Raw genomic sequence first — 26072 nt, 5'->3', positions numbered from 1 at the left:
GAAGCCACAGGCTTCAAGACTGAAGCCGCCTTGCGACCTCCCCGGCAAAGTCCAGGAAGCTCCCGAAAGGCGTTTCGGCGGCGCGCTCACCCCAATCTCCACCGGACAGCATGGCTAGTCCCGCGCGCCCGAATTCGGTACGCACCATGTCCATGAACCATGCAGCGTGCTGTTGCCTGCGTCTGGGGAGCAGTCCCGTCTTGTCCAGATAAACCCGGTGGGCGTCCGCATTGGCAACCAGGTCCGCAATTCCGGCGCCGGTATGGGAAGACACCTCGGTAACGGGGACGTTCCAGCCCTGTCCTCCCGTGTATGCAAGCGACAGCGCACCGGTGACATCCGAAGACGCCCTGCGTGCGAGCGTTCCAAGATCGGACTTCGTTACTGCAACGAGATCCGGTAGCTCCATGATCCCGGCCTTCATGAACTGCAGACTGTCACCGGAGCCCGGTTGAATGCACAAAAGCACGGTGTCGACGGCATGTTTCAGATCGCCTTCCGATTGTCCGATACCGACCGTTTCCACGATAACCCTGTCGACAACCGCCCTGAGCACCGCAATGGCCGCAACCGCCTGGTCGGAGAGCCCGCCGAGCCGGTCGCGCGCAGCCATCGATCGGACAAAAACGCCATCATCGAGCGGATCGGTCTTGAGCCGTGTCCGGTCACCGAGAAGCGCACCGCCCGTCACCGAAGACGACGGGTCGATTGCGAGCACGGCAACCCGCTTGCCCTCTCCCCGATAAGCCTTGATCAGGGCGTCTGTCAGACTGGATTTTCCGACGCCGGGCGGGCCTGTCAGTCCGAGGACCGACCCTTTGGGATCGAGGCACAAACTGTCCAGAAACGCAGCGGTGTCCCTGTCCTGCGCCGTCGTTTCCAGACGGGTCAGGACCTGGGCGAGCAGACGCTTGCTGCCCGCACGAAGCTCTTCAGGAGAAGGATAACCCGTCAACATGCCTCCAGAACGCCCGGGGTTGCAAAGAGCCCGCGCGCGATTCAGCCGGACTGTTTGTGCCGGAGTGCCGACTGTGCCGATGCCAGACGCGCGATCGGAACCCGGAACGGCGAACACGACACATAATCCAGCCCGACACTCTCGCAGAACGAGATCGATGCCGGATCGCCGCCATGTTCCCCGCAAATGCCGAGCTTGATGTCGGGACGGGTTGATCTGCCCCGTTCGACGCCGATCTTGATCAGCTCACCGACACCTTCCGGGTCGAGCGACACAAACGGGTCCTGCTCCAGAATGCCGCGGCTTTGGTAGGTTCCGAGGAACGACGCCGCGTCATCGCGCGATATCCCGAATGTCGTCTGTGTCAGGTCGTTGGTGCCGAAGGAGAAGAACTCGGCGGATTCGGCAATTTCGGCCGCTTTCAGCGCCGCGCGCGGCAATTCGACCATGGTGCCGATCTGGTAGGTCAGCTCCGTGTCGGTCTCTTCCGCAACTGCCTTTGCCATAGCCTCGATGCTCTTGCGGACCAGATCCAGCTCGCCTTTCAGACCGACGAGCGGAACCATGATTTCCGGCACGACGGGCGCACCCGTCTTTTTGGCCGCCTCTACAGCAGCTTCGAAAATGGCCCGCGCCTGCATTTCCGCGATCTCAGGATAGGAGACCAGCAGCCGGCAGCCGCGATGCCCGAGCATCGGATTGAATTCTTCCAGCACCAGCGCCCGGTCGCGCAAACGCTCCGGATCCGCCCCCATCGCCTTGGCGACTTCACCGAGTTCCTCTTCGGACTTGGGCAGGAATTCATGCAGGGGCGGGTCGAGCAGCCGGATGGTGACCGGCAGTCCGTGCATGATCTCGAAAAGATCCGTGAAGTCCTTGCGCTGCATGGGCAGAAGCTTGGCCAGCGCCGCTCTTCTGCCTGCTTCCGTGTCGGCCAGGATCATTTCGCGCACCGCAATGATACGCTCGCCCTCGAAGAACATGTGCTCCGTCCGGCACAGGCCGATGCCCTCGGCCCCGAATTCGCGCGCAACCTTTGCGTCCTGTGGTGTTTCGGCGTTTGTCCGGACGGTCATGCGCCGCACATTGTCGGCCCAGCCCATCAGCGTGCCGAAGTCGCCGGAAAGCGTCGGTTGCAGCATCTTGACCTCGCCAGAGAGAACCTGGCCGGTCGCCCCGTCGATGGTGATGATGTCGCCTTCCTTCAGCATCCTGCCTGCGGCATTGATGACACCGTTGCGGTAGTCGATCCGCAGCATTCCGGCACCGGCGACGCACGGTTTGCCCATGCCGCGCGCAACGACCGCAGCGTGGCTCGTCATGCCGCCACGGCTCGTAAGGATACCTTCTGCCGCATGCATGCCGTGAATGTCTTCCGGGCTGGTTTCAACGCGAACCAGAATGGTCTTGCGGCCTTCCGCCTTTGCTTTCTCGGCCTCATCGGACGTGAACACGATCGCACCCGAAGCAGCGCCCGGCGATGCCGGCAGACCGGTTGTCACGATGTCACGCTCGGCATCCGGATCGATTGTCGGGTGAAGCAGTTGATCAAGTGCACCTGGCTCGACACGCCCGATCGCCTCTTCCTGCGTGATCAGGCCTTCTTCGACCAGATCAACGGCGATCTTGAGCGCCGCCTTTGCCGTACGTTTTCCCGCACGGGTCTGCAGCATCCACAGCTTGCCCTTCTCGATGGTGAATTCCAGGTCCTGCATGTCCTTGTAGTGGGCTTCCAGTTTCGCGCAGTAGGACTGGAATTCAGCGAAAGCTTCCGGCATGAGAGCTTCGAGCGACGGACTGGAGGACCCGGCATCCTTGCGCGCGCGCTCTGTAATGTCCTGCGGTGTCCTGATCCCGGCAACAACGTCTTCACCCTGGGCGTTGACAAGGAACTCACCGTACAGAAGGTTCTCGCCGGTTGACGGATTGCGGGTAAAGGCCACTCCGGTCGCCGAGCTTTCCCCCATGTTGCCGAAGACCATCGCCTGCACGTTGACGGCTGTGCCCCAGCTGCCGGGAATATCGTGCAGCCGTCGGTAGGTGACCGCGCGCGGTACCATCCAGGAACTGAACACGGCGCCGATCGCGCCCCACAACTGTTCCTGCGGATCCTGCGGGAAAGGTCTTTCGAGTTCTTCTTCAACGAGAGCCTTGAACTTCTCGATGATACCGAGCCAGGCATCGGCATCGATATCCGTGTCGAGCGCCAGTTCGTTACGCTCCTTGTAGTCTTCGAGGATCTCTTCGAATTCGTGGTGGTCCAGGCCGAGCACCACGTCGGAGTACATCTGGATGAAGCGCCTGTAGCTGTCATAGGCGAATCTGCGGTCGCCGGCTTCCTTGGCAATCGCTTCCACGGTCTGATCATTCAGTCCAAGGTTGAGAACCGTATCCATCATACCGGGCATCGAGACCCGTGCGCCTGAGCGTACCGATACGAGCAAGGGTCGTTCGGCATCCCCGAATGACCTTCCCGTCGCGGCCCCGACCTTTTCCAATGCTTCGGCCACCTGCGGCTTGAGTGCATCCGGATAGGTTTTTTCGTGCTCGTAATACCAGGTGCAGACTTCCGTGGTGATCGTGAATCCGGGTGGAACGGGCAGGCCGAGGCTGCTCATTTCCGCAAGGTTGGCGCCCTTTCCACCAAGCAGATTGCGCATCTCAGCGGCCCCTTCTGCATCACCATTGCCGAAACTGTAGACCCACTTGGCCATCTGACATTCTCCTCGCGTGGCACCGGGGACGCGGCGTCCCCAGCTCATTGTTGCGCCGCACATACCTGCTACGGCAAAGGATTGTCTTCAAGTCCTTTTTTGGCGGAAAGCCGCATTGTTTCGATAGAACAACAGCAATTTCCAACGCAGAGCAAAATCAAATGGATTTAAACCCTCAGAAAGTTTCGCACATGCCTTGCCGCTGGGCCTTAAAGACGCCATTCTCAAAGGTGATAAGCGAAAAAATGATTGCCCATCGATCGAGCATGCGAGGAAAAATGACTGATTTGGCCGGCGTCGTTTCCCGGATTGACCGCAAAGGTTCACGACTGAAGGTTCTGGCGCTGGCGAGCACAATCGCATTCGCACCATTCAGCGCCATTGCGGACACGGACTCAAAGGCGCAGGTCTTCGGCACACCGTCCAATTTGCCGCTGACGCTGTCCGGCAGCTACCTCTCCGGGCGCCTTGCCGGGTTCCAGAAAGACTACGGACACGCGGCTGCCTTCTATGAAGAGACCCTCGCGGCCGATCCGACCAACACGATGTTGCTGGAACGCACATTCCTTCTGAAGCTGGCCAATGGCGACGTCGAAGAAGCGGTTCACTATGCCGGTGAGCTCGAAAACGCCGGCTTGCAGAACTTTCTTGCCCAGTTGGCGCTTGGTGGTCAGCATATCGTCGACGGAAACTATGACGAAGCCGATCAGTCGCTTGCGAAGGGACGGAACGGGCCCCTCGCCCAGCTTTCCATCGGCATCTCGCGCGCCTGGTCCTTGTACGGCAAAGGCCAGGCCGACGAGGCGATCGAACTGATCGACAACCTGCGCGGACCGGACTGGTTCGAAGTCTTCAAGGCAACGCACAAGGCCCATCTGCAATTCGCTGCCGGCAGGAACCAGGATGCGCTGGAAACGATCGAAGGCGCCTATGCGCTCGACCAGGCGGCAATTCGCGTTGTCGATGCCTACGCGCGCATCCTCGCCGCGAACGGCCGCCAACAGGACGCCATTGCCGCTCTCGACCAGTATGATCAGCAGTTCCGCGGCCATCCCAAGATAGAACAAACAAGGGCGTTCCTTGAAAGTGGCAGTGTCGTCCCGCCGATGGTGTCGGACCCGGCGCAGGGAATGGCTGAAATCCTCTATGGGCTGGGCGCTGTTATCGGGCGCGACGGCGGTGAGGAACTCTCCACCTCCTACTTGCAACTCGCCCTCCACATGGACCCGACAGCGGAGTTTGCCGCGATTGCGCTCGGAAGCGTTTTTGAACGCATGGAGCAGCCGGCCCGTGCGATCGACGCCTTCATGCGCGTTCCCGATGACAGCGTGCTGAAGCGCGAGGCCGAAATCCAGGTCGGACTGAACTACAATGCCCTGGAAAAGGTCGATGAGGCCCGCAGCCATCTCGAAGCGCTGATCGAAGTGGATCAGGCCGATCTTGAGGCCGTGATCGCGCTCGGCAATATACTTCGCTCTCACGAAATCTACGATGAAGCCGAAACCGTTTATTCCCAGGGGATCGACACGATCGCCGAACTGGAACCCCAGCACTGGCTGCTGATGTATTTCCGGGGGATCACGCGCGAACGGCTCGGCAACTGGGACATGGCCGAAGCTGATTTCCGCAAGGCGCTTGAGCTCAATGAAAACCAGCCATTGGTTCTGAACTACCTCGGATATTCCCTCGTGGACCAGGGTCTCAAGCTTGATGAAGCGCTGGAAATGATCAAGACCGCCGTTGAGCTGCGTCCAACCGACGGCTACATCGTCGACAGTCTCGGCTGGGTCTATTACCGGCTCGGACGGTATGAGGAAGCGGTCAGGGAACTCGAAAGAGCAATTGAACTGCGGCCTGCCGACCCGGTCATCAACGACCATCTCGGCGATGCCTACTGGATGGTCGGACGCCGCAATGAGGCAAGGTTCCAGTGGAACCACGCGCGGGATCTGGGTCCGACCGAGAAAGACCTGCCGAAAATCCTGGACAAGATCGCCAACGGGTTGAAGGAACCGTCCGTCACCGATGCCGCGAAGGCAGACAGCGACAACAACGGCGGTTGACAGTTCCGGAATGTCAGTATTGAGAAGAGCTGCGCCGGCGGCCGGGCTTGCGCGCGCCAAGGTCAATCTGGCGCTTCACATCACCGGGCAACGCTCTGACGGCTACCATTTGCTCGAGTCGCTGGTGGTGTTCCCGCAGATCGGCGACCGCCTGTCGATTGAGGCATCCGAGACGCTGGAGCTCCTTGTTGAAGGCCCGTTTGCCCACGATCTGGAAGGCCCGACCGAGGACAATCTTGTCCTCAAGGCTGCCGCTCTCTTTGCCGAAGCAGCCGGCACCGGTCCGCTGAAACTCAAAATGACGCTCAGTAAACGGCTTCCCGTGGCGTCGGGTATCGGCGGCGGATCAAGTGATGCGGCAACCGCGCTCAGGCTGCTGGAAGATCATTCCGGGATCTATCTTGACGATGACCGTCTCCACGGGCTCGCCCTGCAACTGGGGGCTGACGTCCCCGTCTGCCTTTGGGCTCAGCCACAATTGATGCGCGGTATCGGCGATGATGTGTCGCCTGCCCCGCAGATGCCGAAATGCGGCATGGTTCTGGTCAATCCAAAGGTCGGCGTGTCAACACCGGCCGTGTTCAAAGCCCTGAAAACCCGCAGCAATCCTGCACTCCCCCCTCTTCCGGAAAGCTTCGAAACCCTGTCAGATCTCACCGGCATGCTGGCTTTGTGCCGCAATGACCTGCAACAACCCGCGATCGAAATCTGTCCGGCAATCGGTGAGATCCTTGACACGCTCGGTGCCGAGGATGACATCGTCTTTGCAAGAATGTCTGGGTCTGGTGCAACCGTTTTCGGCCTGTGTGAAGCCGGTCGGGAAATGGCACTTGAGCGGTCCCTGCGCACGCGCCATCCCGATTGGTGGATAGCTTCGGGCCGACTGGCCTGATCAGCCTTGCCTGGCCCGGCACGTTTCGGGCCGAGCGCCCGCTGCGGATACCCGGCTGCTCAGCTGACGCGGGAAATGCAGAACGACACGGTATCCGCCAGCGCGTCGTTATACGACCCTTGCGGCAAAGACTCGAGCGCTTTCAGCGCTTTATCTCCATAGTCGCGCGCACGGCTGACGGTTTCTGAAAGCGCATCATATTTCCGCAAAAGCTCGATTGCCTGTTCCAGATCGCCATCCTCGACATCCTCGCCTTCAAGGCAACGTTTCCAGAACAGCCTGTCTTGATCGGTCCCGCGTGCCACCGCCAGAACCACCGGCAGCGTGATCTTACCCTCGCGGAAATCATCGCCGATATCCTTGCCGAGATCTGCTGATGACCCGCCATAGTCAAGCGCGTCGTCGACCAGTTGAAACGCGTATCCGAGTTCCAGCCCGTAGGTCCGGGCCGCCAGCTTCATGGCATCGTTCTGGCCGGCGATCACCGGTCCCACCTCGGCAGCAGCCGCGAACAGCGCTGCCGTCTTGGCTTCGATGACACGCAGATAGTCTTCTTCCGTTGTGGCGATGTTCTTTGCTGCACCCAGCTGGAGAACCTCGCCTTCGGCGATGATGGCGGAAGCGGATGACAGGATCCCGAGTGCCTCAAGCGAGCCGACATCAACCATCATCTTGAAGGCCTGGCCCAGGAGGTAGTCGCCGACAAGTACGCTGGCCTGATTGCCCCACAGCTTGCGCGCGGCAAGCTTGCCCCGGCGCATGTCGCTTTCATCAACAACGTCATCGTGCAGGAGCGTGGCCGTGTGCATGAATTCGACACTTGCCGCCAGCACCACATGCCCGCTGCCCTGGTAGCTGAACATGTCCGCAAATGCGAGTGTCAGCATGGGGCGCAAGCGCTTGCCGCCTGACGAAATCAGATGTTTGGCGATCTCCGGGATCAATTCCACGTTGGAGCCGGCCTTGGACAGGATCAGTTCGTTCACATCCGCCATGCCCGGCGAAACGAGATCGACGAGCGGTTGTATGCTCGGACGGCGCGACTGACTGTCAGAATATGTTGTTGCGACAACGGCCACTACGGCACTCCTCGAATATTTGAGCGGACAATATGGCGCTACGGGCTCCGGGGCAAGATGCGTGCGCGTTGACAAACTGTTGAAATGCCACAAACACGTGATTTTGCTGTAAACCAGTTTGCAGGGGTTTTTAAGGCAATCCCGCTCTTCAAGGCCGATAAACCCGGATAACTTATGGAAGAACTTATCAGAACGAACGACCCGGTCCTCATCTCCTTCCTGGAATCGATCCTGGAGGAGGCCGGAATCAAGCATTTTGTCGCAGATGGGAATATGAGCATCATGGAGGGATCGCTTGCCATGATCCCGAGGCGCATCCTGGTGGACAGCGACCAGATCCACAAGGCGCGCGGACTTGTCCGGGATGCGGGACTGGAGCACGAACTTCGGCCTGCAAGAGACCAGGGCTGACATGGTTTCCTCAGAAGAAGCAGATTGCGAAAACGTGACACGCGATGCCTTCCTGGGTGGTCGGGTGCATGTGTACCAGCCCAGGAAAGGCCGGCACCGCGCGGGAATGGACGCCGTGTATCTGGCCGCGGCTCTGCCGGAGGGCACGGAAGGTCATGTGGTTGACCTTGGTGCAGGCGTCGGGACGGCGGGCTTTTGTGCCGCCGCGCGTCTTACCGGCATAACAGTGACGCTGGTGGAAATCGACGACACCGTCATGTCATTGGCCGGGCGCGCACTCGGCGATCCGGAAAACGCGCATTTTTCCAAACGTATCCGCCTGCTTTCTTCGGACATCACTGCCAAGGGAAGCATCCGCCATGCCGGCGGACTCGTTCCTTCCATGGCAGATCACGCCATCATGAACCCGCCCTATTATGAAGCCGACAGGTTTCGCGCATCACCCAACGCGGCACGCGCGGACGCACATGTTCTCGACGAAAGAGGTCTTGAACCCTGGGCCAGAACCGCGACCGACATCGTTCGCGAGGGTGGCAGCCTGACAGTGATCTTCCGTGCCGACGGCCTGCAGGAACTCCTGACGGTTCTAAAGGGGCGTTTCGGCGCAACCGACGTCATTCCGTTGCGGCCGCGCCCCGAAGCCCCTGCAACGCGCGTGCTGGTCCGCTCCATTCGCGCCAGCAAGGCTCCCCTCAGATTGCTTCCGGGATTTGTTCTGCACGAGGGCAGCGGATCGGACTTTACCAGCCAGGCCAGGGGCGTCATGCGTGACGGGTTCGGACTGGGCCTGACGGAGCGTTGACAGCGTCCGCGTTCAATGCATCAGGATTTCGCCATCGGCAAAACGGAAATCCACCGGATCAATGAGGTTCTGGTGAGCAACGCGGACAGAATGAATCCGTCCCTCGATCTCCCGTTCCCAGAAATCCAGAAATTTCGTCAGTTCGGGAAACTGCGGCGCGAGGTCCTCAGTCTGCCAGAGAAAGCTCTGGAGAAATTTCGGATGATCGGGGAGCCGGTAGAGGATCTCGGCCGTCAGCAGGCCGTATCCCAAAAAGCGCTTTTCAAAGTCTGAGCTGGTTTTCATGCCAATCCTTTCTTTGTTGCCAAGAAAGAGTGTCACGGAACAGCGGTTAACCAAACCCGACTTTTTGGTAATTCCTGTTTACAAACAGCATTTTAGCAGCATTTAGCAACAACTGCTAACAAATTGACTTTGCGATTTACTGTGATCATCAACGATCCTGGATCAATGTCAGATACCCGAGGAACGCATCGATGTCATCGGCTTCAAAGGCAACTTCCGGCATGTTCTCATGTCCGGTCACGATACCTTCCGCCAGCGGTTCCTCCAGGCTTTCCAGCGGATAGAGTTTCGACAGGTCCCTGAATGCCGGAGCTCCCGGCTGGGCGCTTTCATCGTCTTTGCCGACGGCATGGCAGGTTGCGCAATGGATCTGCGCAAGCTCCTCTCCAGTCGCAAGGCTTGCCGGGTCGGAGGGATAAGCCCCATCGGATGCATGCGCTGCATGTCCTGCCAGCATGATCAGAGCACTCATGAGAACCAAATTGCGTCCTGCCACGACCATTCCTCCCTCGAATCGCACGGGAGAAACATAGTTGCTTCACGGGGCCGTGCACATTAGGTCATCTCCTGATGCGGTTGAGACCTGTTTCAATCCAAGGGCGCCACGTGTTAGGTCCTTCAGGTGGCCGGAAAAATCAGTTTTGATCGATGTGTCCGTGCCTTGCCGTACTTTGGTCCGGGCTGACCTTGGAGTTGTCCGTCCTATATGATGCTGGAAAACAAACGCCCAGGAGACGCCATGAGCCCGACACCCCTTCCCGCTTCCATCGACGATACGCTTCATCTCATGGACCAGGCGGGCTATGTCGCGGACAGATCGCTGGCAACGGTGCTGCACCTGGCGCTGAAGATGAAGCGACCGCTGTTTCTTGAAGGCGAAGCCGGTGTCGGCAAGACCGAGATTGCCAAGGTCCTCTCCACCACGCTCGGACGCGACCTGATCCGCCTGCAGTGTTACGAGGGCCTGGACATCGCGTCCGCCGTCTACGAATGGAACTATCAGGCGCAAATGGTCGAAATCCGTGTTGCCGAAGCATCTGGAGACACGGAACATGCCGACCTGTCCAAGTCGATTTTCGACGAGCGGTTCCTGATCAAGCGCCCGGTCCTGCAGGCGCTCGAACCGTCAATGAATGGTGCCCCGGTTTTTCTGATCGATGAGCTGGATCGGGCCGACGAGGCCTTCGAGGCCTTTCTTCTGGAAGTGCTGGCCGACAGCCAGGTCACCATTCCGGAACTCGGCACGGTGCGTGCCGAGGAACCTCCGATCGTGATCATCACGACCAACCGCACGCGCGAGATACATGACGCCCTGAAGCGCCGTTGCCTCTATCATTGGGTGGATTATCCCGATGCCGAGCGCGAACTGGAAATCGTCCGCAGAAAGGTGCCCGGCGCGGCAGAACGGCTTGCAAACGAAGTGGTCGCTTTTGTCCAGAAGCTCCGGGCTGACGAAGACCTTTTCAAACAGCCGGGCGTCGCGGAAACGCTGGACTGGGCCACGGCCTTGTCGGAACTCAATGAACTGGCGCTCGACCCGGATCTTGCGTCCGATACTCTTGGTGTTCTTCTGAAGTACCAGGACGACATCGAAAGGGTGCGCGGCTCCAAGGTCCGTCACATGATCGACGAAATCCGCAAGGAAGCGCCGCAGGCTCAGCCGATGCCGGCGGTTTGAGCGCCGGACCCATGGCCGCAACCCAAATCCGCTCCAGGATTACCGACAACATCGTCTACTTCGCCAGAACACTCCGCAAGGCGGGTGTTCCCGTGGGTCCTGCGTCGGTCGTTGACGCCGTCAACGCCGTCGAGGTTTCGGGGATCGAAAACCGGGACGACCTTTACTGGACGCTGCATGCGGTTTTCGTGCGCAAGCACGAACACAAGGTTCTGTTCGACGAGGCATTCAGGATTTACTGGCAGAGCCGCGGCCTGATCGAGAAGATGCTGTCGATCCTCTCGCCCGTCGCACCGCCGCGTGGCGCACCGGAAAAACCGAAGGCCGGACAGACCCGTGTGTCGCAGGCCTTCCAGGCCGCCAAGGAACGGGTCGCGGAAGAGACCGTGCCTGAAATCGAGGTCGACGCGAAATTCACCGTCTCCGGCAAGGAACTGCTGCAGACAAAGGACTTTGCGCAAATGACCGCGGAAGAGGTCGCCGCAGCCAAGAAGGTTCTGCGTTCCATGGCCATGCCCATGGACAAGATCAGGCTGCGCCGCCTGACGACAGCGGCCCGGGGCCGGGTCGACCCGCGCAAGACACTGCGCGCCTCCATGCGCGCCGGTGGAGAAATCATTGACCTGAAGTTCAGAAAGCCGGCCGAGAAACGGCCACCGCTGGTCGCATTGTGCGACATTTCCGGCTCGATGAGCCAGTATTCGCGCCTGCTCCTGCATTTCCTGCACGCGACGACCGCCGAGCGCCGCGATGTGCACACGTTCCTTTTCGGCACCAGGCTGAGCAATGTCACCCGTCAATTGCGCATGAAGGATCCGGACGAAGCGCTTGAAGCCTGCTCGGCCGGGGTTGAGGACTGGTCCGGCGGAACCCGCATCGCATCGGCGCTTCACGACTTCAACAAGCACTGGTCGCGCCGGGTGCTTTCCGGAAAACCGACGGTTCTCCTGATCACGGACGGGCTGGAACGGGATACCGACGAGGATCTGGCGCGAGAGATGGATCGCCTGCACCGGTCCTGCCGGCATCTGATCTGGCTCAACCCGCTGCTGCGCTTTGATGGCTTTGAGGCAAAGGCGAAGGGCATCAGGGCCATGCTGCCTCATGTCGACGAATTCCGTGCCGCGCATTCCCTTGACGCGGTTGCGGACCTTGCCAATGCCCTTTCCGGAGATCAGCGGAAGAACGCTTCCAAAGATCCCCGCAGGTGGCTCTGACTTAGCTTTCCTTCCGGTAGAGGATTGTGCCCCGCTGATTGATGAGCAGGACCTCTCCCGACACCGGGTGCACGTAGACCTCGACCCGCTTTCCTTCCGGCGTGGTACCGTAAACCTCCCAGCAACCGCCGTCTTCCTTCATCCGGCGCACCTGCCAGCCGTCGCTGACGAGCCGCTCCGTAACCTGCTGTTCGGAGAGCCAGGCCGATTTTTCCGTTGCTTCGCATTCGAACATGCCCGTTGCGCAGACCGGAAAGGTGAAGAAGCAACTCAGCAGCGACGTTGCCGTGTGAAGCGTGAAATTCATCGTTTCGTCCTTTCAAGATCAGGGGTGCCGATCAGGCAGCAGCCGGTTTTGGAACGGGATTGTAGAACCGGTAGACCCGGTAGCCCTCAAGGAGAGCCAGCGGAACAAAATGAACCAGGGCCGGGCCGAATTCGTTGTGCACGAACATCCAGTGAAGAAGCGTTGCCACTGCGGCCAGGTAGCCGAAACGCTGCAGGGGCTTCCAGTATCGGCCGAGACGTCTGACGGATGCGTCGTTCGACGTCATTGCCATGGGAACAAAAACGAAGAAAGCCAGCCAGCCGGTCCAGATTCCCAGCGCCCAGAACTCACCGAGAACGGCCTGCCAGGAGCCCATGTCGACGATGTAGAGCACTGTGTGCAACAGCGCATAAAGGAATGCCGCGACACCGAAGTAACGGCGCCTGCGCAGCATCCAGAACCAGAACGCATTTTTGGGGAACATCAGCCGGAAGGGAGAAATGATCATCGAGATGATCATGAAGCGTGCCGCGAATTCGCCAGTCGGATGCAGCAGGAATTCGGTCGCCGGGCGTCCGTCCTCAGACACGGCACCATTGGCAAGCGCCAGCACCATCGGGATCGACGGCACTGCCAGAAGAGCCCAGATGAACGCTCTGGAATTCAGTATGTTTTTGATACCCTGCACCGTCTCTACCCGACCATTGAATCAACCCTCGATCCAATCAGGCTACACGCCAGATGTCGCAAAGATGTCCCGGATTGAAGCCGGAATTGTCGCAAGATGTAACGAACGCGGCTCGTAAGAGCGGAACCCCGCCGGCCCAGCGTTGGGGCACTTGGAACCGGCAGGGCCTTATGCTGGGTTTATGGAACCCGATGGCGAGCATAGTTTCAAACTTTCGAAACTAAATGCGTCATGCTGTCCCTGGATAAGCATGACGGCACTCAGATGCATGCAATTCAGACTTGTAACGCGTGACGAATTATCCTCACATGCGGCGACAGTCGAAGCCACTTCACGAACAAGAGAATTTAGAACAGTGATACCTGACACGATACGCTGGAAAGTCGTTGACGGGGATGTTCCCGATGAACTCTATGACTTCTTTTTCGTTCTCGAGTTGATGCCGTCTGCCGCCGATTGTGAAAGTGTCTGCCTGACGCCTCTGTGGGATGCGTTCCCCGGTTTGGAATGGGGAAGCATCCATTGGAGAATGGGAGAAGGCGAAGGATACAAGTTCGGTTGGCTTGATTGGTTCGCGACGATCAGCGTCGAAAGCAGGTCTGCCTATATGAAACGATTTCCCGAGCCGGATCGGGACGACTGGCCGGGTTTCTATGCCAAATTGTCGAGCAAATCGAGAAACGATCGCGCCACGAAAAATCCACCGGAACTCAAGCCGGTCTGGGACATGTTTCCCGGCGTTTCATTTGGTTCCCGAGATTGGAAACTGATTGAAAGCAACAGAATGATAACTGTTTGGATTAGGCTTTTTCGAGAAATGGATGAGGCTGCGCGAAGAGAATACATCACGAACACATCCGAACCCGAGGGCTGGGACGGATTCTATCAGGCGGTGTTATCGGGCAATGTCACCAATCAGCACTGAGTTTTGTAACGTCACGGCAAGGCCACGACCGGCGTCCTGACACCCACCCTTTGAAACAGGTCTTCGATATCCGCATTGGCCATGCGGATGCAGCCGTAGGACACGGCACGTCCGATCGAACCCGGCCTGTTGGTGCCATGGATGGCGTAGTTGCCGTTGGAAAGCGTCATCGCGGCCGATCCCATGGGATTGTTCGGTGCACCTCCCCTTATGACGTCCGGCAGATGTGGAAAATCCCGGCGCACTTCCGGCGAAGGAGACCAGTCGGGCCGGATGTATTTGGCGGTGATCTGCGCCTGCCCCGTCCAGGCCTTGCGCGGTTTTCCGACCGCGACCCTGTAGCGGATCGCCCTCTTTCCGCGCAGGACCAGGTAGAGCCGTTTTTCGGAATTCTTGATCACAATCGTACCGGGCCGGAACCTGTGATCGGAAAAACCGACAAGCTCGGCTGCCGCAGCCGGCAATTGAAAACCGCATAATACTGCGAGAGCAACAAGCAGGCTCCCGATCCGGATACAGGAATATCGACGCATAACTCTTCCCTGGTTTTGACGGGGAAAATACCGTGCCTGTCACCTTGAAAGAAGCTGCGCGGCGCTACTTTCTTAACTGAAGGTTAATTCCCGGACCTGTGCATCACGGCGCGGTCAAACCTGCGGCATCGGTGAAACCGTGCCGGATACACGACGTAGAATGTGGGCGTTCGATGCGTTGGGTGTGACAGCCGTCACTATGAAGAACCGCCCGGAAACGGCATTTGGAACGAACAGAGGCAATGGAAGGCCGCACTCGGGTCACCTTGTCTCAATTCGCAAAGACCGGACAAGATCCGCCATTCAAGGAAGGAACAGTCACATGCGCCACATTCGTTTCCGGCGTCCCCGTACCGCAAATGGGCTTCACACCCTTAAGTCGATCATAGTGTCATTTGCCCTGTTGACCGGACTGTCGCTTCCGGCTGCTGCCGGTTCGATTTCCGGAACCTACACACTGACGCCTGCCAATATCGATACCGGATTTTCGGTTCGGGTGCTGGGCGGCCGTCCGGTGCAGGGAGAGTTCAGCAAGGTATCGGGCAAGATGGTTCTGGACCAGAACCGGCCGGAGAAAAGCAGGGTCAACGTGACCATCGATCTTTCCAGCGTGAAAACCAACAACGACAAGGTGACCGGTTTCCTGAAAAGCTCCGCCATGTTCAATGTCGCCAAGTATCCGGTCGCCAAATTCCAGAGCACCCGCATCCGGATCACGGGCAAGTATTCGGCTGAAGTCGAGGGCGTTCTGTCCCTGCGCGGCAAAACCAAACGGACCAAGCTCGAGGTTCAGATTACCGGCAACAAGGGCAACGGCCGCGTCGGCTTCACGGTTTCAGGCGGTTTCTTCCGCAGTTTCTACGGCATGGAAGCCGGTCTGCCGATCTACGCCGACAAGGTCAACATCAAGATCAGCGGAACGGGCCGACGCACCTGATCGATCGGGACTGAAACGAAAGGGGACGCCAATCTCACCGGGTTGCGTCCCCTTTGTTCATTCTTCAAAGACCTCTCAGCCAGTCTCAACGCAGCTTCGGAGCCCCTTCACGCCATTCGTAGATGACGTAGCCCGGCTGGTTGCCGTCACCGTTCTCATCGAACTCGACGGGCCCCAGTACGGTCTCGAACGTCTGGGTCGAAAGTGCATCCGCAACGCCCTGGAGCTCTGTTCCCCCGGCGGCATTGGCCGCCTGCGCCCAGGCCTGGATCGCGGCATAGGTTGCCAGTGCATAGCGGTCGGCGGATTTTCCGGCCTCCTCAAGTGCATCGATCACCGCAGCGCTTTGTTCTATGTCGCGAGGGTCGATCGGATAGGTCAGCAGCGTGCCGTTGCCCGCCTCGCCCGCCACTGCAAGGAATTCCTCCGTCATCAGCGCATCACCCGAAACCAGCACGGCATCCAGTCCCTGCCGGTCCATCTCGAGCTTGATCAGGCCCGCTTCGGGGTGGTAACCGCCCAGGAAAACCACACCCACATTTTCAAGCCCGAGTTGCGAAACGAGGTAGCGGTAGTCGTCCTCGCCCGCATCGTATCCCAGAGCAATATCCTCCGACTTGCCAAGGCCGTTCATGACAGCCTTGACCGCGTCGGTCAGGCCTTTCCCATAAGCGGTCTTGTCATGCAGCAGGGCGATGCGCGCGCCGGAGAACGTGTCAGCCAGAAACTGCCCGGCAACCTCGGCTTGCTGATCGTCCCTCGGAGCCAGGCGAAACACGCCCTCGCCGGGCCGTTCGTCGGTGAAAATCGGCAACGTTGTTCCGGGCGAGATCTGGACGATGCCGGCACCAGCATAGACGTCGCTTGCCGGTATGGAGGCGTTGAAGCAGAAATGCCCGGCGACAAACACAACGTCCTTCCCGATAAGCTGGTTGGCAACGGCCACGGCCTTGTCCGCATCGCAGCCATCGTCTGCCACCTCGAGCAAGAGCCTTTCACCATTGACACCACCGGCTGCGTTGATGTCGGCGACGGCCTGCTCCGCCCCGGTCCGCATCTGCGCACCGAGGTCACGGAATTGCCCGTCCATCGGCCCCGCCACCGCGATCGGTATCTCGGCACTGGCCTGACCAGCGGTCAGCCCGGCAACGAGAAAAGCCGCTATGAATGTCAATCGCCGCTGTGTCATCCGGTTCTCCAGCACGTGGGAAGCTAATGTCCATCCCTATCGCCGAAGGCGAAAAATCTCAATCCGGATAAAGGGATCGAATTTCAGGCCTTGTCTTTGCGGGACAGCGTTTCGCCCTATTTTGCCTAGGAATGCCATAGCCATATGGCTAAACTCGGCCTCGATACAGAGACCATAACCGATTCCGCCCAGGCCGGCCCAGGAGCCGAACACATGACCATTCCCGCATCAGAGCAAGGCCGGCTGCCGCTCGACACGCAAAGCTTCCGCGAGGCCATGAGCCGGATCGCGGCAGCTGTTCACGTGGTGACCACCGACGGCCCGGGAGGGCAACAGGGGGCGACGGTTTCAGCCGCCTGTTCGGTCAGCGACGATCCTCCCAGCATTCTGATCTGCCTCAACCGCCAGACCCGCGTCCACAGCGCCGTGCTGCAGAACCGGTGCTTTTGCCTGAACACGCTGAGCGATGACCATGAGGCAATTTCCGACAGTTTTGCCGGCCGCGACAGTCTCGAAATGCCCGAGCGCTTCGCCAGGGCCGACTGGACACGGCTGGCAACCGGCTGCCCGGCGCTCGACAGCGCCCGGCTGAGCGTCGACTGCGAGATTTACTCGGTCTCGGAAATGGGCACCCACTCGATCATCGTCGGGACCGTTGTCGACCTGCGCATGACCGATCCTGGCAAATCGCTCATTTACGTCCGCAGAGGCTACAAAAGCCTCGACACCTGAACGCCGCCGGATCAAACTGCGCTTCGATTAACGGTTTGGATTTTCCCCGCATGCCCGGCCCCCGCAATCTCATCACAGACGTACCCGGTCTCAAGATCGGCAACGCGTCCGACATGGATCTGAAGTCGGGAGCAACGGTCCTGCTTCCCGACGAACCGGCAGTGGCCTCCGTCGCCATTCACGGCGGTGCCCCCGGAACACGGGAGATTGCGCTGCTCGAACCGGAGCAGACGGTTGAAAAAATCGACGCGATCGTGCTTGCGGGCGGATCCGCATTCGGCCTCGATGCCGGTGCCGGCGTTCAGGGACGGCTGGCGGAACTCGGATACGGCTTCGAAGTCGGCCCCGTCAGGGTTCCGATCGTTCCAACGGCCATTCTGTTCGATCTCCTCAACGGCGGCGACAAGAGCTGGGGCCAGGCGGCACCCTACCGCGATCTTGGCCGCTCCGCGCTTGATGCGGTTTCGCTTGATTTTGCGCTTGGCTCGATTGGAGCCGGAACCGGCGCAACCACCGCAAATCTCAAGGGCGGCCTGGGCTCCGCCTCCCAGGTGCTCGACAATGGCGTGACCGTCGGGGCGATTGTCGCGGTGAACGCGCTCGGGCGCGCAACGATCGGTGATGGTCCGCACTTCTGGGCATCGCCCTTCGAGGTCGATGAAGAGTTCGGCGGACGTGGCATCACGGCGCCCTTTCCCCTGGATGCCGTCGAGGTGCGAACCAAGCTCGATGCGCTCAAGGCCGGTGCCAACACCACGATCGCAGCCGTTGCAACGGATGCGGTCCTGACGAAAGGAGAAGCCAAACGGCTGGCGGTCATGGCTCATGACGGTCTTGCCCGGGCGCTCTGGCCTGCGCACACACCACTGGACGGCGATCTTGTTTTTGCCCTGTCGACCGGGCAGCGCAAACTGGAAAGCGGCCTTGAGGACATGGTCCGGCTTGGAGCGGCGGCGGCATCCTGTCTCGCGCGTGCCATTGCCCGGGGGATCTACAGCGCCTCCGCCGCCCCCGGAGATCCTGTTCCCACGTGGCAGGACAAATTTGGCGCGTAGACAAATCTGAAGCAGGGCTTCACCCGTAGTCTGGGCACGTTAGACGATCAAAGGTCATGCCCAATGTTCAGGTTCCGCCCTCACCTGCTGATTGCCTTTTTCCTGCTTGCTTTCACGGCAATTCCGGCTGCAGCCAGCCCCCTCGTGCTTGAAGACTTCTTTCGCGGCAAGACCGTCGGAAAGGGTGTATTTGAGAGCAAGATTGCAGGCGTCTACCGACCCTTCACGGTCTATCTCACAGGCACCTGGAACCCGCGCACATTCACGCTGCGGCTTCGCGAGGACTTCGTTTACGAGGACGGTGAGAAAGACACCAAGACGTGGTTTTTCCAGAAGGTCGCCGAGGGCCGCTATGTCGGTCAGCGCGCGGATGTCATCGCGCCGACCAACGTGACGACCGATGCCAGCGGCGCGATCCGTTTTGCCTACATCGCCGAACTTGAGACCGAAAACGGTCCGCTCCTCCTTTCCTTCGACGACACGCTGACCCAGGTGGACCGCCGGACCGTGCGCAATACTGCAAAAGTGAAAAAAGCCGGCTTCACGATCGGAACCGTCGATCTCACATTCACTAAGTAACGCTGGGTCATCCAAAACCTGCAAGCGCGCTTGATCGCAGACGATTGATTGGCTTAACTCCTCCCAAGGCTATTTGGATAACGTTGGGGGGATGTTTCAGTGGCCATTGCGAGAACCTGTTTTCTGTCTTTGATTTTCACGTTTTCAACATTCATCGCCGGGCAGTTTCTTTACCTGGCGTCGGCGCTTGCAAGCGACAAGAAACTTGCAGAAACACTGCAGGAGACGCTCAGCGAACCGTTTGACGGCGACTTCAACGCAATTCTTGAGCGCGGCTACATGCGTGTCCTGATACCGTTTTCAAAGACCGGCTTCTTCATCGACAAGGGCGTGCAGCGCGGCGTCTCCGTCGACCTGATGTCCGAATTCGAGAAGTTCCTCGACAAGGCCTACGGCAAGAAGGTCCGGGACTTCGAGATTGTTCTGATGCCGACACCCCGCGAGCGGCTGTTCACGGACCTTGCCGGCAACCGGGGCGACATCGCGATCGGCAACCTCACGATTACCGAAGAACGCCTGAAACTGGCCGATTTTTCTGTTCCGCTGCTCAAAGATGTGCACGAGGTTCCTGTCACGCTGGACACGGTGAGTGACCTGACCTCGACGGCGGACCTTGCCGGTCAGACCGTCTATGTCCGGAATTCCGCCTCCTATTATCAAAGCCTTGAAGACCTGAACCGGAAATTTGCCCGCGACGGTACGAAGACGATCCGTATCGAGCGCGCCGATGAGCGGCTTGAAGACGAAGACATTCTGGAGATGATCGCCGCCGGTACCATACCGATGACCATCGTGGATCAGCACAAGGCAGAACTCTGGCTTGAGATCCTGAAAGGTCTCAAGATCCATCCCGAAGCGGCGGTGCGCACCGACGGCGAGATCGCGATTGCCGTGCGCAAGACCGCACCCAAACTCCTTGAGGAAATCAACGGTTTTGCCGCGAGCGTCCAGAAAGGCACTTTGCTCGGCAACATCATTTTCAAGAAATACCTGCAGGAGGCGGAATACCTCCGGGACATGAGGGATGAAAGCTATCAGGCGGATCTGGATAAATTCACCGGTCTGTTCGAAAAATACGGCAAGGAATACGACTTCGACTGGCTCCTGATCGCCGCACAGAGCTTCCAGGAATCAAAGTTCGACCCCAAGGCACACAGCAGCGCGGGTGCCGTCGGTCTCATGCAGATCAAGCCGTCAACGGCTGAAGGCAAACCCATCAGCATCACCGGGATCGCAGCCGACACGGACAAGAATGTGCATGCCGGCGTGAAATACCTGCGCTACATCGCCGATCAGTATTTCGCCGACCTGAAGGGCGAACAGGCCAACCAGACCTTTTTCGCACTCGCCGCCTATAATGCCGGTCCGAGCCGCTTCGAAAAACTGAGGGAAAAGGCGAAACAGGAGGGCTATGACCCCGACAAGTGGTTCGGCAACGTGGAGTGGATCGTGGCGGCTCAGATCGGACGTCAGCCCATCGAATATGTCGGCAACATCTATCAGTACTACGTCGTCTTTCACAACGCGCGAAAACACGAGCAGGCCGGCACCGCCGCTGACTAGGGTACAGCGGCGCCGACCGGTCAGGCCGCCTTTTTCCCAAGCCCGGCGGCGCGGGACAGCATCTTGCTCCGGTCCGCTTCCTTTGATCCGTGTAGCGGTGAAAAGACGTGGTAACCCCTCGGTTTGAATCCGCAGAACGATAGGATCTGCTTTTCCGTCTGCTTGCGGATACCGGCACCGTAGATCCAGCGAAAGATCCAGCCGGGCGTATCGGCGGTCACCAGAACCTGCGCGGTTCGGCCTGTCAGCAGTTTTTCCGGCAGCGCCTTTCCTTCTACATATCTGAAGGCTTTTCCCGAAAGAAGAACTCGGTCGAACAGGCCCTTCAGCTTCGCGGGGTGGCCACCCCACCACAAGGGGTGCACGATCACGATATGCTCGCACCAGGTGACATCGTCCCAGAAGTCACGAAGATCAGGCTCCAGTTGCGGCCCCTTGTCGAAATCCGAGGTGCCGTAGTCCGGGTTGAAGTCCATCTCCGACAGGTGGCGTGTGCGCACCTTGTGGCCCTCGGCTTCAGCTTCCCGGGCGTATTCGCCGGCCAGAGCGCCGCAGAACGACCCTTTTGCCGGGTTTCCGTCAAGTATCAGTATTCTCGTCATGTTCTCACTCGCGATAGCCAAGATCGGCCAGAAAAATTGACCGCGGTCATTTTTTGTCATCATTATGCTCGGGAATCAAGATATATTTGACCGCGGTCAATTTTTACGAGGATGCATGACACGCAAGCCGCAACAGCGCAGCATCGCGACAAGAGCCAGAGTGCTTCAGGCAGCGCGGGATCTGAGCCGGAAAACCGGACTGGAAGGTTTGACCGCCGAAGCTGTTGCCGGCGAAGCCGGCGTCGCCAAGGGAACCGTTTTCTCTCATTTCGGCGATATGGACGGTCTTTTGTCTCATGTGCTTCTGGAACGTCTTGAAGCGCTGCGCGCCGGCGAAGCGGACAGCCCGGCACGACAGACCCTCCCGCAGGATCCTGTCGAAGCGCTGATGCAGCGCATGATGGCCCTGATTGCCGTGATCACGGACAGTCCGACGATCCTGAGGCTGTTCCTCGACAATATTGGCGTCACCAAAGCGAACTGCGCCGAGGAGTTCGTTGAAACACTCGACGCGCTTGATGCCGATCTCGCCGCGTTCCTTGCTATGTGGCAGGCCTCGGCAGATCTTCAGCCTGCCTTGCGCAAGGACAGGCTTCCCTCAGAACTGGTGGATGGATTGATCGCCTTCATGATCCACGGCGCAATCCTTTTCAAAAGTCACCAGATCACGGACGTGGCCATTCTGGAGGCGAGATTGCGCCGGCATGTCGAGGCCTTTCTGTTACAGGCCTGAGTGCCTGCATCAAGGGTCTTCGGGGAGTTCTCCCGGCCAGGTCACCACGTGATGCTCATAGTCTTCCAGTTCCATCCCGTCTTCGGGAACCGTGCGTCCCTGCACTGAAATGCCGGCCTGGTGCACGGTTTCCCTGCTTCCGGAAATGAGCGGGTGCCACCAGTAAAGATCCTCTCCTTCCGCCACAAGCCGATAGGCGCAGGTCGGCGGCAGCCAGGTCAGGGTGTTCACTTCGTCCGGTGTCAGCTGAATGCAGTCGGGCACCGTGGCTGCCCTGTTGTCATAGTCCTTGCAGCGGCAACTCTCGCCATCAAGCAGCGTGCAGGCGACGTTGGTCCAGACAATCTCTCCGCTGTCCCAATCCTCGAGCTTGTTGAGACAGCAGCGGGCGCAGCCGTCGCAAAGCGACTCCCACTCCCGAGAGGTCATGTCCTCAAGCGATTTTGTTTTCCAGAAAGCATTTTTGTTCAGGGTCTTGTCCAGAGTGGAACCCATGCTCTCACCCACCTTTCGCGCCAATGACATGAGCGCGTATCACGCAAACCGCAATGCCGCAACGTCCGCGCTCACCGTCACCGGTTGATCTGGCGTTTCACGTCGGGGCATCAATAAGCTGGGAGCAATCCATTTGAGAACAGGCTGCATGTTTCCAGTTGCGCAAAAACGCGCTAGTTTGGTGCTGCGCATATAATCAGGAGAATCTGAACGCGTGCCGGATAAGCCCGTACCGAACGCCCAGTCCGTCGACAATGCACCAGGTAAGAAAAACCGTATCAGGCGGTTCTTCCTGTCGCTTGACGCATTTGTCGACACCGCCCTTTGGAAAAGCGGATCAGCGATCCGCCGGTTTCTCGAAGGCTATGACGCGTTTCTGCGCCGTTTTCGGGCCAAGGGTATCTGGCGCGGTCTTTCCGAATTGTCGTCCGACGGGCTCACGCTCGGTCTGATCGGCTTCTTCGTGGTGCTCGCCTTTGCCCAGCCCGCGTTCGAGGCCACCCGCTACGCCGACTGGAAAACGACGGACGAATTCGCGGTCACCTTTCAGGACAGGTTCGGCAAGGAGATCGGCAGAAGGGGCATCGTACTCAACGACAGTGTCCCGCTGGAAGAAATCCCCGACAGCCTCATCAAGGCGACCCTGGCCACCGAAGACCGCCGTTTCTTTTTCCATTTCGGCATCGATGCCGTCGGCACGTTCAGGGCCATGGTTGAAAATGCGCGCGCCGGCGGTGTTGTCCAGGGTGGGTCGTCGCTGACCCAGCAGCTTGCGAAGAACCTGTTTCTGACCAATGAGCGCAGTCTCAGCCGCAAGATCAAGGAGGCCTATCTTGCCCTTTGGCTGGAAGCCAATCTGAGCAAGCAGGAAATTCTGAAACTCTATCTCGACCGCGCCTATATGGGTGGCGGTGTGTTCGGGGTAACCGCAGCGGCCGAATTCTACTTCAACAAGAACGTACGCGAGTTGACGCTCGCTGAAAGTGCAATGCTCGCAGGGCTTTACAAGGCCCCGACGAAATTCGCCCCGCACATCAATCTGCCCGCCGCCCGGGCCCGCGCCAACGAGGTTCTGACCAACATGGTTCAGGCCGAACTGCTGACCGAGGGACAGGTTATCGGTGCCAGGCGCAACCCGGCAATCGCGGTTGACCGGTCGCAGGACCAGTTGCCGGAATATTTCCTCGACTGGGCGCTTGAAGAGGTCAAGAAACTGGCCCGCCGGAACCCGGCTCTTGCCCGCGACCGGATCGTGACCGTGCGCACGACGCTGGACCCGGCCCTTCAGCGGCAGGCCGATCTTGCCGTGGAAACAGTGCTTCGCGAAAACGGCAAATTGCGCGATGCAAGCGAGGCCGCGCTCGTTTCGATGATCCCGGACGGTGCCGTCGTTGCCATGGTTGGCGGGCGCTCCTACGGCCAAAGTCAGTTCAATCGCGCCGTCAACGCCTTGCGCCAGCCCGGCTCCTCGTTCAAGCCGTTCGTCTACATGACCGCCTTCCTGAACGGGTATACCTCCAAGAGCATCGTGCCCGACCGCCCGGTTTCGATCGGGAACTGGTCGCCGAAGAATTACACACGCAGTTTCCGGGGCCCGGTCACGCTCAAGACGGCCCTGACCAAGTCGATCAACACCATTCCGGTGCGCCTCTCTCTTGATTTCGGACGCGAGAAGATCATCGAAACCGCCTATGCGATGGGACTGACGCACGAGCTTGAAAACTCGATCTCGCTCCCGATCGGCTCGTCGGAAGTCACCGCGATCGACATGGCATCCTCCTATGCGACCTTTGCAAACGGCGGCTACGCGGCCCCGGCCTATGCGATCCTGGAAGTCCGTAACAGCGACGGGGATCTTCTCTATCGAAGGGAACGGGATGAGGCTGCGGCGGAACCCAAGCGCGTGCTGCCGGAAGAACAGGTCCACATGATGAACGACATCCTGGTCAATGTGGTCGAAGCCGGGACGGCCCGGCGCGCGCGCATCGATGGCGTGGTTGCCGCCGGCAAGACAGGCACGACCAACGCCTACCGGGACGCCTGGTTTGTCGGATACACCGGAAACTTCTCAACGGCGGTCTGGGTCGGGAATGATGATTTCACGTCCACCCGGCGGGTCACGGGCGGCAGCCTGCCGGCGATGACCTGGCAGCTATACATGAACTATGCCCATAACGGCATCGAGCTTGCCAGTATGCCCGGCGTGGACGCTGACACCCTGCCGCGTCTTTCAAGGCCATCCACGAAAAAGGTCGCGGAGGCGACCACCGTGTTTTCGCAGCCGCGCGTTCTCAAACGCCGGACCCAGGGCCTCCTGCTGAGAATCGGGCGAAACCTGCAGAACCTCATCGAGAAGGACAGTGCGTACAACGAAACGGGCGGCGAAAACGCACCGACTGATTTCGCGGCGGCACAATGACGGTCCCCTCTCCAGCTTCTGACGGAACCGGTTACGCGGAGACCGATTTCAGCGTGCAGGAACTCCCGCTTGCGATCCGGCCGCATCGAAGCCGGCCGATCCGAACGCTGCTGTTTCTGACGATCATCGTTGCGGTCGGCACCCTGCTCGGGATCGGGTCCGCCTATGTGATGATCGAGCGGGAACAGCCTCTCAATGCGGTTTCCATCGGCGCCTGGCGAGCATACCCCAAGGCCGGAACGGCGGAGGCGGATCCCTACTCGGTCGCAATTTACACCCGTGGCGCGGTTGTGCCGCTCGCCTCCGGTGAGGGCCTTGCCCTGGTTGCGCGCGAGGACGAGGCCGGCAACCTGCTCGACCCCACTTGTGTTTACAGGATTTCCGGCCAGACCCCGGCTGCAAGGCTATGGACGCTGACTGCAACCGATGGAGATGGACGGTTGACGGCAACCCTGCCGGGCCGGGTCCAGGTCGATAGCCAGAACCTTTTGCGCAACCCGGATGGCTCCTTCACGATCAGCGCCGCAAGCAAGCCCCACTCGGGCAACTGGCTCCCCGTTGCGCAAGGGGCAAATGCAAGCGACGGACTGCGTTTCGTTCTGCGTCTATACGATGCCCCCGTGACGACGGGAGCAGCCCTGGACGGTATCTCGTTACCCGTCATTGAGAGGGTCGCCTGTCCATGACCCTGTCACGCCGCTTTTCCACGACACTCGGTGCCATCGCGATCCTGTTTCTCGCGGTCGTCATCCACATTCTTGTTGTGTTCGGCATTCCGCTGAACGTCCAGCACAGCGCGTATGACAACGTCGCCACTCACGGGCCGGATCGCCAGTTCAACCTGCTTCCGGACGTCAGACCGCTGGAAGAAGCCCTGCCCGACCTCGACCCGGCCATGAAACACGCCGCTTGCAGGTTTCAGCTTGCCGACGGCCCGATCCTGTTCGACGCGGGCATCCCGACGACATTCTGGTCGATTGGCCTGTTCAACGCGGCAGGCGAAGCCCTTTACAGCCTGAACAACCGGACAGCCGGCGCCGACCGGCTTTCCATGCTGGTCCTGACACCCGCACAGCTCTCGATCTTGCGGGAAAACCCGCCGGAAAACCTGGAAGACCTGATTGTCATAGAGACCGACGAGATCAGCGGTTTCGCGCTGCTCAGGGCCTATGTTCCGCACCAATCAAAGGCCGAAAGCATCGACCGGGCCTTGCAGGCGGCGAGCTGCGGCGTAATCAGCTAGATTATCCGTTTT

27 protein-coding genes are annotated in these 26072 nt (G+C 59.5%); 16 read left to right on the top strand and 11 right to left on the bottom strand.

Annotation, left to right across the window (positions count from 1 at the left end):
• Positions 1–13: 13 nt before the first annotated feature.
• Positions 14–958 carry an ArgK/MeaB family GTPase gene (locus RBB49_RS23430; RefSeq protein WP_306145329.1) on the bottom strand — a complete coding sequence of 315 codons (945 nt, stop codon included), beginning with the start codon at positions 956–958 and terminating at the stop codon, positions 14–16.
• Positions 959–999: 41 nt separating this feature from the next.
• Entirely contained in the window at positions 1000–3672 is a 2673-nt protein-coding gene (gene ppdK / locus RBB49_RS23425; RefSeq protein ID WP_306145328.1) for a pyruvate, phosphate dikinase, read from the bottom strand.
• A 278-nt stretch (positions 3673–3950) separates the two neighbouring features.
• On the opposite strand from ppdK, the gene RBB49_RS23420 reads away from it, so the two are divergent.
• Both RBB49_RS23420 and RBB49_RS23415 read left to right on the top strand, forming a co-directional pair.
• Positions 3951–5735 carry a tetratricopeptide repeat protein gene (locus RBB49_RS23420; RefSeq protein ID WP_306145327.1) on the top strand — a complete coding sequence of 595 codons (1785 nt, stop codon included), beginning with the start codon at positions 3951–3953 and terminating at the stop codon, positions 5733–5735.
• A gap of 10 nt (positions 5736–5745) precedes the next feature.
• Complete coding sequence (locus RBB49_RS23415) at positions 5746–6627, top strand: 4-(cytidine 5'-diphospho)-2-C-methyl-D-erythritol kinase (protein ID WP_306145326.1); 882 nt, start codon at positions 5746–5748, stop codon at positions 6625–6627.
• A 59-nt stretch (positions 6628–6686) separates the two neighbouring features.
• Here RBB49_RS23415 and RBB49_RS23410 read toward each other — a convergent pair whose 3' ends face one another.
• Positions 6687–7622 carry a polyprenyl synthetase family protein gene (locus tag RBB49_RS23410; RefSeq protein WP_306145356.1) on the bottom strand — a complete coding sequence of 312 codons (936 nt, stop codon included), beginning with the start codon at positions 7620–7622 and terminating at the stop codon, positions 6687–6689.
• Positions 7623–7880: 258 nt separating this feature from the next.
• Here RBB49_RS23410 and RBB49_RS23405 point away from each other — a divergent pair, with 258 nt between their 5' ends.
• On the top strand, positions 7881–8117 hold the full coding sequence (locus RBB49_RS23405; RefSeq protein ID WP_306145325.1) for a DUF2007 domain-containing protein: 237 nt from the start codon (positions 7881–7883) through the stop codon (positions 8115–8117).
• Between the two features lies 1 nt (position 8118).
• The gene (locus RBB49_RS23400) at positions 8119–8919 is read left to right on the top strand and encodes a tRNA1(Val) (adenine(37)-N6)-methyltransferase (protein ID WP_306145324.1); all 801 of its coding nucleotides are present in this window, start codon (positions 8119–8121) and stop codon (positions 8917–8919) included.
• A gap of 12 nt (positions 8920–8931) precedes the next feature.
• Here the strand turns inward: RBB49_RS23400 and RBB49_RS23395 are convergent, their stop codons facing one another.
• Positions 8932–9204 carry an usg protein gene (locus RBB49_RS23395; protein WP_306145323.1) on the bottom strand — a complete coding sequence of 91 codons (273 nt, stop codon included), beginning with the start codon at positions 9202–9204 and terminating at the stop codon, positions 8932–8934.
• Between the two features lie 148 nt (positions 9205–9352).
• Complete coding sequence (locus RBB49_RS23390) at positions 9353–9700, bottom strand: cytochrome c (protein WP_306145322.1); 348 nt, start codon at positions 9698–9700, stop codon at positions 9353–9355.
• A 243-nt stretch (positions 9701–9943) separates the two neighbouring features.
• On the opposite strand from RBB49_RS23390, the gene RBB49_RS23385 reads away from it, so the two are divergent.
• Entirely contained in the window at positions 9944–10882 is a 939-nt protein-coding gene (locus RBB49_RS23385; protein ID WP_306145321.1) for a MoxR family ATPase, read from the top strand.
• Between the two features lie 11 nt (positions 10883–10893).
• Entirely contained in the window at positions 10894–12099 is a 1206-nt protein-coding gene (locus RBB49_RS23380) for a VWA domain-containing protein (protein WP_306145320.1), read from the top strand.
• Position 12100: 1 nt separating this feature from the next.
• Here the strand turns inward: RBB49_RS23380 and RBB49_RS23375 are convergent, their stop codons facing one another.
• Both RBB49_RS23375 and RBB49_RS23370 read right to left on the bottom strand, forming a co-directional pair.
• A complete protein-coding gene (locus tag RBB49_RS23375; protein WP_306145319.1) occupies positions 12101–12406 on the bottom strand; it encodes a PepSY domain-containing protein in 306 nt (101 codons plus the stop codon).
• A gap of 31 nt (positions 12407–12437) precedes the next feature.
• Entirely contained in the window at positions 12438–13055 is a 618-nt protein-coding gene (locus RBB49_RS23370) for a sulfite oxidase heme-binding subunit YedZ (protein WP_306145318.1), read from the bottom strand.
• 355 nt (positions 13056–13410) lie between these two features.
• Between RBB49_RS23370 and RBB49_RS23365 the strand changes: the two genes are divergently transcribed.
• Positions 13411–13980, top strand: coding sequence for a hypothetical protein (locus tag RBB49_RS23365; RefSeq protein WP_306145317.1), 570 nt, complete (start codon positions 13411–13413; stop codon positions 13978–13980).
• 11 nt (positions 13981–13991) lie between these two features.
• Here the strand turns inward: RBB49_RS23365 and RBB49_RS23360 are convergent, their stop codons facing one another.
• The gene (locus RBB49_RS23360; protein ID WP_306145316.1) at positions 13992–14513 is read right to left on the bottom strand and encodes a L,D-transpeptidase; all 522 of its coding nucleotides are present in this window, start codon (positions 14511–14513) and stop codon (positions 13992–13994) included.
• A 322-nt stretch (positions 14514–14835) separates the two neighbouring features.
• Here RBB49_RS23360 and RBB49_RS23355 point away from each other — a divergent pair, with 322 nt between their 5' ends.
• Positions 14836–15450, top strand: a complete 615-nt coding sequence (locus RBB49_RS23355) for a YceI family protein (protein WP_306145315.1) — start codon at positions 14836–14838, stop codon at positions 15448–15450.
• 85 nt (positions 15451–15535) lie between these two features.
• Here the strand turns inward: RBB49_RS23355 and RBB49_RS23350 are convergent, their stop codons facing one another.
• Positions 15536–16639, bottom strand: coding sequence for a branched-chain amino acid ABC transporter substrate-binding protein (locus tag RBB49_RS23350; RefSeq protein ID WP_306145314.1), 1104 nt, complete (start codon positions 16637–16639; stop codon positions 15536–15538).
• A gap of 213 nt (positions 16640–16852) precedes the next feature.
• Here RBB49_RS23350 and RBB49_RS23345 point away from each other — a divergent pair, with 213 nt between their 5' ends.
• From RBB49_RS23345 to RBB49_RS23330, 4 genes are all read left to right on the top strand, one after another.
• Positions 16853–17371, top strand: coding sequence for a flavin reductase (locus RBB49_RS23345; protein WP_306145313.1), 519 nt, complete (start codon positions 16853–16855; stop codon positions 17369–17371).
• Positions 17372–17421: 50 nt separating this feature from the next.
• A complete protein-coding gene (locus RBB49_RS23340) occupies positions 17422–18426 on the top strand; it encodes a P1 family peptidase (RefSeq protein WP_306145312.1) in 1005 nt (334 codons plus the stop codon).
• Positions 18427–18489: 63 nt separating this feature from the next.
• Positions 18490–19005 (top strand): DUF3833 family protein, encoded by a 516-nt coding sequence (locus tag RBB49_RS23335; protein WP_306145311.1) that lies wholly within the window; start codon positions 18490–18492, stop codon positions 19003–19005.
• A gap of 99 nt (positions 19006–19104) precedes the next feature.
• Positions 19105–20568 (top strand): transglycosylase SLT domain-containing protein, encoded by a 1464-nt coding sequence (locus RBB49_RS23330; protein ID WP_306145310.1) that lies wholly within the window; start codon positions 19105–19107, stop codon positions 20566–20568.
• A 20-nt stretch (positions 20569–20588) separates the two neighbouring features.
• On the opposite strand, the gene RBB49_RS23325 is transcribed toward RBB49_RS23330, so the two are convergent.
• Entirely contained in the window at positions 20589–21170 is a 582-nt protein-coding gene (locus RBB49_RS23325; protein WP_306145309.1) for an NAD(P)H-dependent oxidoreductase, read from the bottom strand.
• A 115-nt stretch (positions 21171–21285) separates the two neighbouring features.
• Between RBB49_RS23325 and RBB49_RS23320 the strand changes: the two genes are divergently transcribed.
• Complete coding sequence (locus RBB49_RS23320) at positions 21286–21903, top strand: TetR/AcrR family transcriptional regulator (protein WP_306145308.1); 618 nt, start codon at positions 21286–21288, stop codon at positions 21901–21903.
• Positions 21904–21912: 9 nt separating this feature from the next.
• Here RBB49_RS23320 and RBB49_RS23315 read toward each other — a convergent pair whose 3' ends face one another.
• Positions 21913–22374, bottom strand: coding sequence for a YcgN family cysteine cluster protein (locus tag RBB49_RS23315; protein WP_306145355.1), 462 nt, complete (start codon positions 22372–22374; stop codon positions 21913–21915).
• Positions 22375–22612: 238 nt separating this feature from the next.
• On the opposite strand from RBB49_RS23315, the gene RBB49_RS23310 reads away from it, so the two are divergent.
• The 3 genes from RBB49_RS23310 to RBB49_RS23300 are packed head-to-tail and all read left to right on the top strand — an operon-like array spanning position 22613 to position 26060.
• Entirely contained in the window at positions 22613–24817 is a 2205-nt protein-coding gene (locus RBB49_RS23310) for a transglycosylase domain-containing protein (RefSeq protein ID WP_306145307.1), read from the top strand.
• Positions 24814–25503 carry a DUF1214 domain-containing protein gene (locus RBB49_RS23305; RefSeq protein WP_306145306.1) on the top strand — a complete coding sequence of 230 codons (690 nt, stop codon included), beginning with the start codon at positions 24814–24816 and terminating at the stop codon, positions 25501–25503. The genes RBB49_RS23310 and RBB49_RS23305 overlap by 4 nt, the downstream gene beginning before the upstream one ends.
• Positions 25500–26060, top strand: coding sequence for a hypothetical protein (locus tag RBB49_RS23300; protein WP_306145305.1), 561 nt, complete (start codon positions 25500–25502; stop codon positions 26058–26060). The genes RBB49_RS23305 and RBB49_RS23300 overlap by 4 nt, the downstream gene beginning before the upstream one ends.
• Positions 26061–26072: the final 12 nt, after the last annotated feature.

This window comes from Roseibium sp. MMSF_3412, assembly GCF_030733265.1.
GTDB lineage: Bacteria > Pseudomonadota > Alphaproteobacteria > Rhizobiales > Stappiaceae > Roseibium.
Note: the sequence above shows the minus strand (reverse complement) of the source record. Positions and strands in the feature narration are given on the sequence as shown.

What these genes read in the sequence shown, in the direction of transcription:
- RBB49_RS23430 (WP_306145329.1), bottom strand. Translation starts at nt 958, where the DNA reads ATGTTGACGGGTTATCCTTCTCCTGAAGAGCTTCGTGCGGGCAGCAAG.
- ppdK (WP_306145328.1), bottom strand. Translation starts at nt 3,672, where the DNA reads ATGGCCAAGTGGGTCTACAGTTTCGGCAATGGTGATGCAGAAGGGGCC.
- RBB49_RS23420 (WP_306145327.1), top strand. Translation starts at nt 3,951, where the DNA reads ATGACTGATTTGGCCGGCGTCGTTTCCCGGATTGACCGCAAAGGTTCA.
- RBB49_RS23415 (WP_306145326.1), top strand. Translation starts at nt 5,746, where the DNA reads ATGTCAGTATTGAGAAGAGCTGCGCCGGCGGCCGGGCTTGCGCGCGCC.
- RBB49_RS23410 (WP_306145356.1), bottom strand. Translation starts at nt 7,622, where the DNA reads ATGGCGGATGTGAACGAACTGATCCTGTCCAAGGCCGGCTCCAACGTG.
- RBB49_RS23405 (WP_306145325.1), top strand. Translation starts at nt 7,881, where the DNA reads ATGGAAGAACTTATCAGAACGAACGACCCGGTCCTCATCTCCTTCCTG.
- RBB49_RS23400 (WP_306145324.1), top strand. Translation starts at nt 8,119, where the DNA reads ATGGTTTCCTCAGAAGAAGCAGATTGCGAAAACGTGACACGCGATGCC.
- RBB49_RS23395 (WP_306145323.1), bottom strand. Translation starts at nt 9,204, where the DNA reads ATGAAAACCAGCTCAGACTTTGAAAAGCGCTTTTTGGGATACGGCCTG.
- RBB49_RS23385 (WP_306145321.1), top strand. Translation starts at nt 9,944, where the DNA reads ATGAGCCCGACACCCCTTCCCGCTTCCATCGACGATACGCTTCATCTC.
- RBB49_RS23380 (WP_306145320.1), top strand. Translation starts at nt 10,894, where the DNA reads ATGGCCGCAACCCAAATCCGCTCCAGGATTACCGACAACATCGTCTAC.
- RBB49_RS23375 (WP_306145319.1), bottom strand. Translation starts at nt 12,406, where the DNA reads ATGAATTTCACGCTTCACACGGCAACGTCGCTGCTGAGTTGCTTCTTC.
- RBB49_RS23360 (WP_306145316.1), bottom strand. Translation starts at nt 14,513, where the DNA reads ATGCGTCGATATTCCTGTATCCGGATCGGGAGCCTGCTTGTTGCTCTC.
- RBB49_RS23355 (WP_306145315.1), top strand. Translation starts at nt 14,836, where the DNA reads ATGCGCCACATTCGTTTCCGGCGTCCCCGTACCGCAAATGGGCTTCAC.
- RBB49_RS23350 (WP_306145314.1), bottom strand. Translation starts at nt 16,639, where the DNA reads ATGACACAGCGGCGATTGACATTCATAGCGGCTTTTCTCGTTGCCGGG.
- RBB49_RS23345 (WP_306145313.1), top strand. Translation starts at nt 16,853, where the DNA reads ATGACCATTCCCGCATCAGAGCAAGGCCGGCTGCCGCTCGACACGCAA.
- RBB49_RS23340 (WP_306145312.1), top strand. Translation starts at nt 17,422, where the DNA reads ATGCCCGGCCCCCGCAATCTCATCACAGACGTACCCGGTCTCAAGATC.
- RBB49_RS23335 (WP_306145311.1), top strand. Translation starts at nt 18,490, where the DNA reads ATGTTCAGGTTCCGCCCTCACCTGCTGATTGCCTTTTTCCTGCTTGCT.
- RBB49_RS23325 (WP_306145309.1), bottom strand. Translation starts at nt 21,170, where the DNA reads ATGACGAGAATACTGATACTTGACGGAAACCCGGCAAAAGGGTCGTTC.
- RBB49_RS23320 (WP_306145308.1), top strand. Translation starts at nt 21,286, where the DNA reads ATGACACGCAAGCCGCAACAGCGCAGCATCGCGACAAGAGCCAGAGTG.
- RBB49_RS23305 (WP_306145306.1), top strand. Translation starts at nt 24,814, where the DNA reads ATGACGGTCCCCTCTCCAGCTTCTGACGGAACCGGTTACGCGGAGACC.
- RBB49_RS23300 (WP_306145305.1), top strand. Translation starts at nt 25,500, where the DNA reads ATGACCCTGTCACGCCGCTTTTCCACGACACTCGGTGCCATCGCGATC.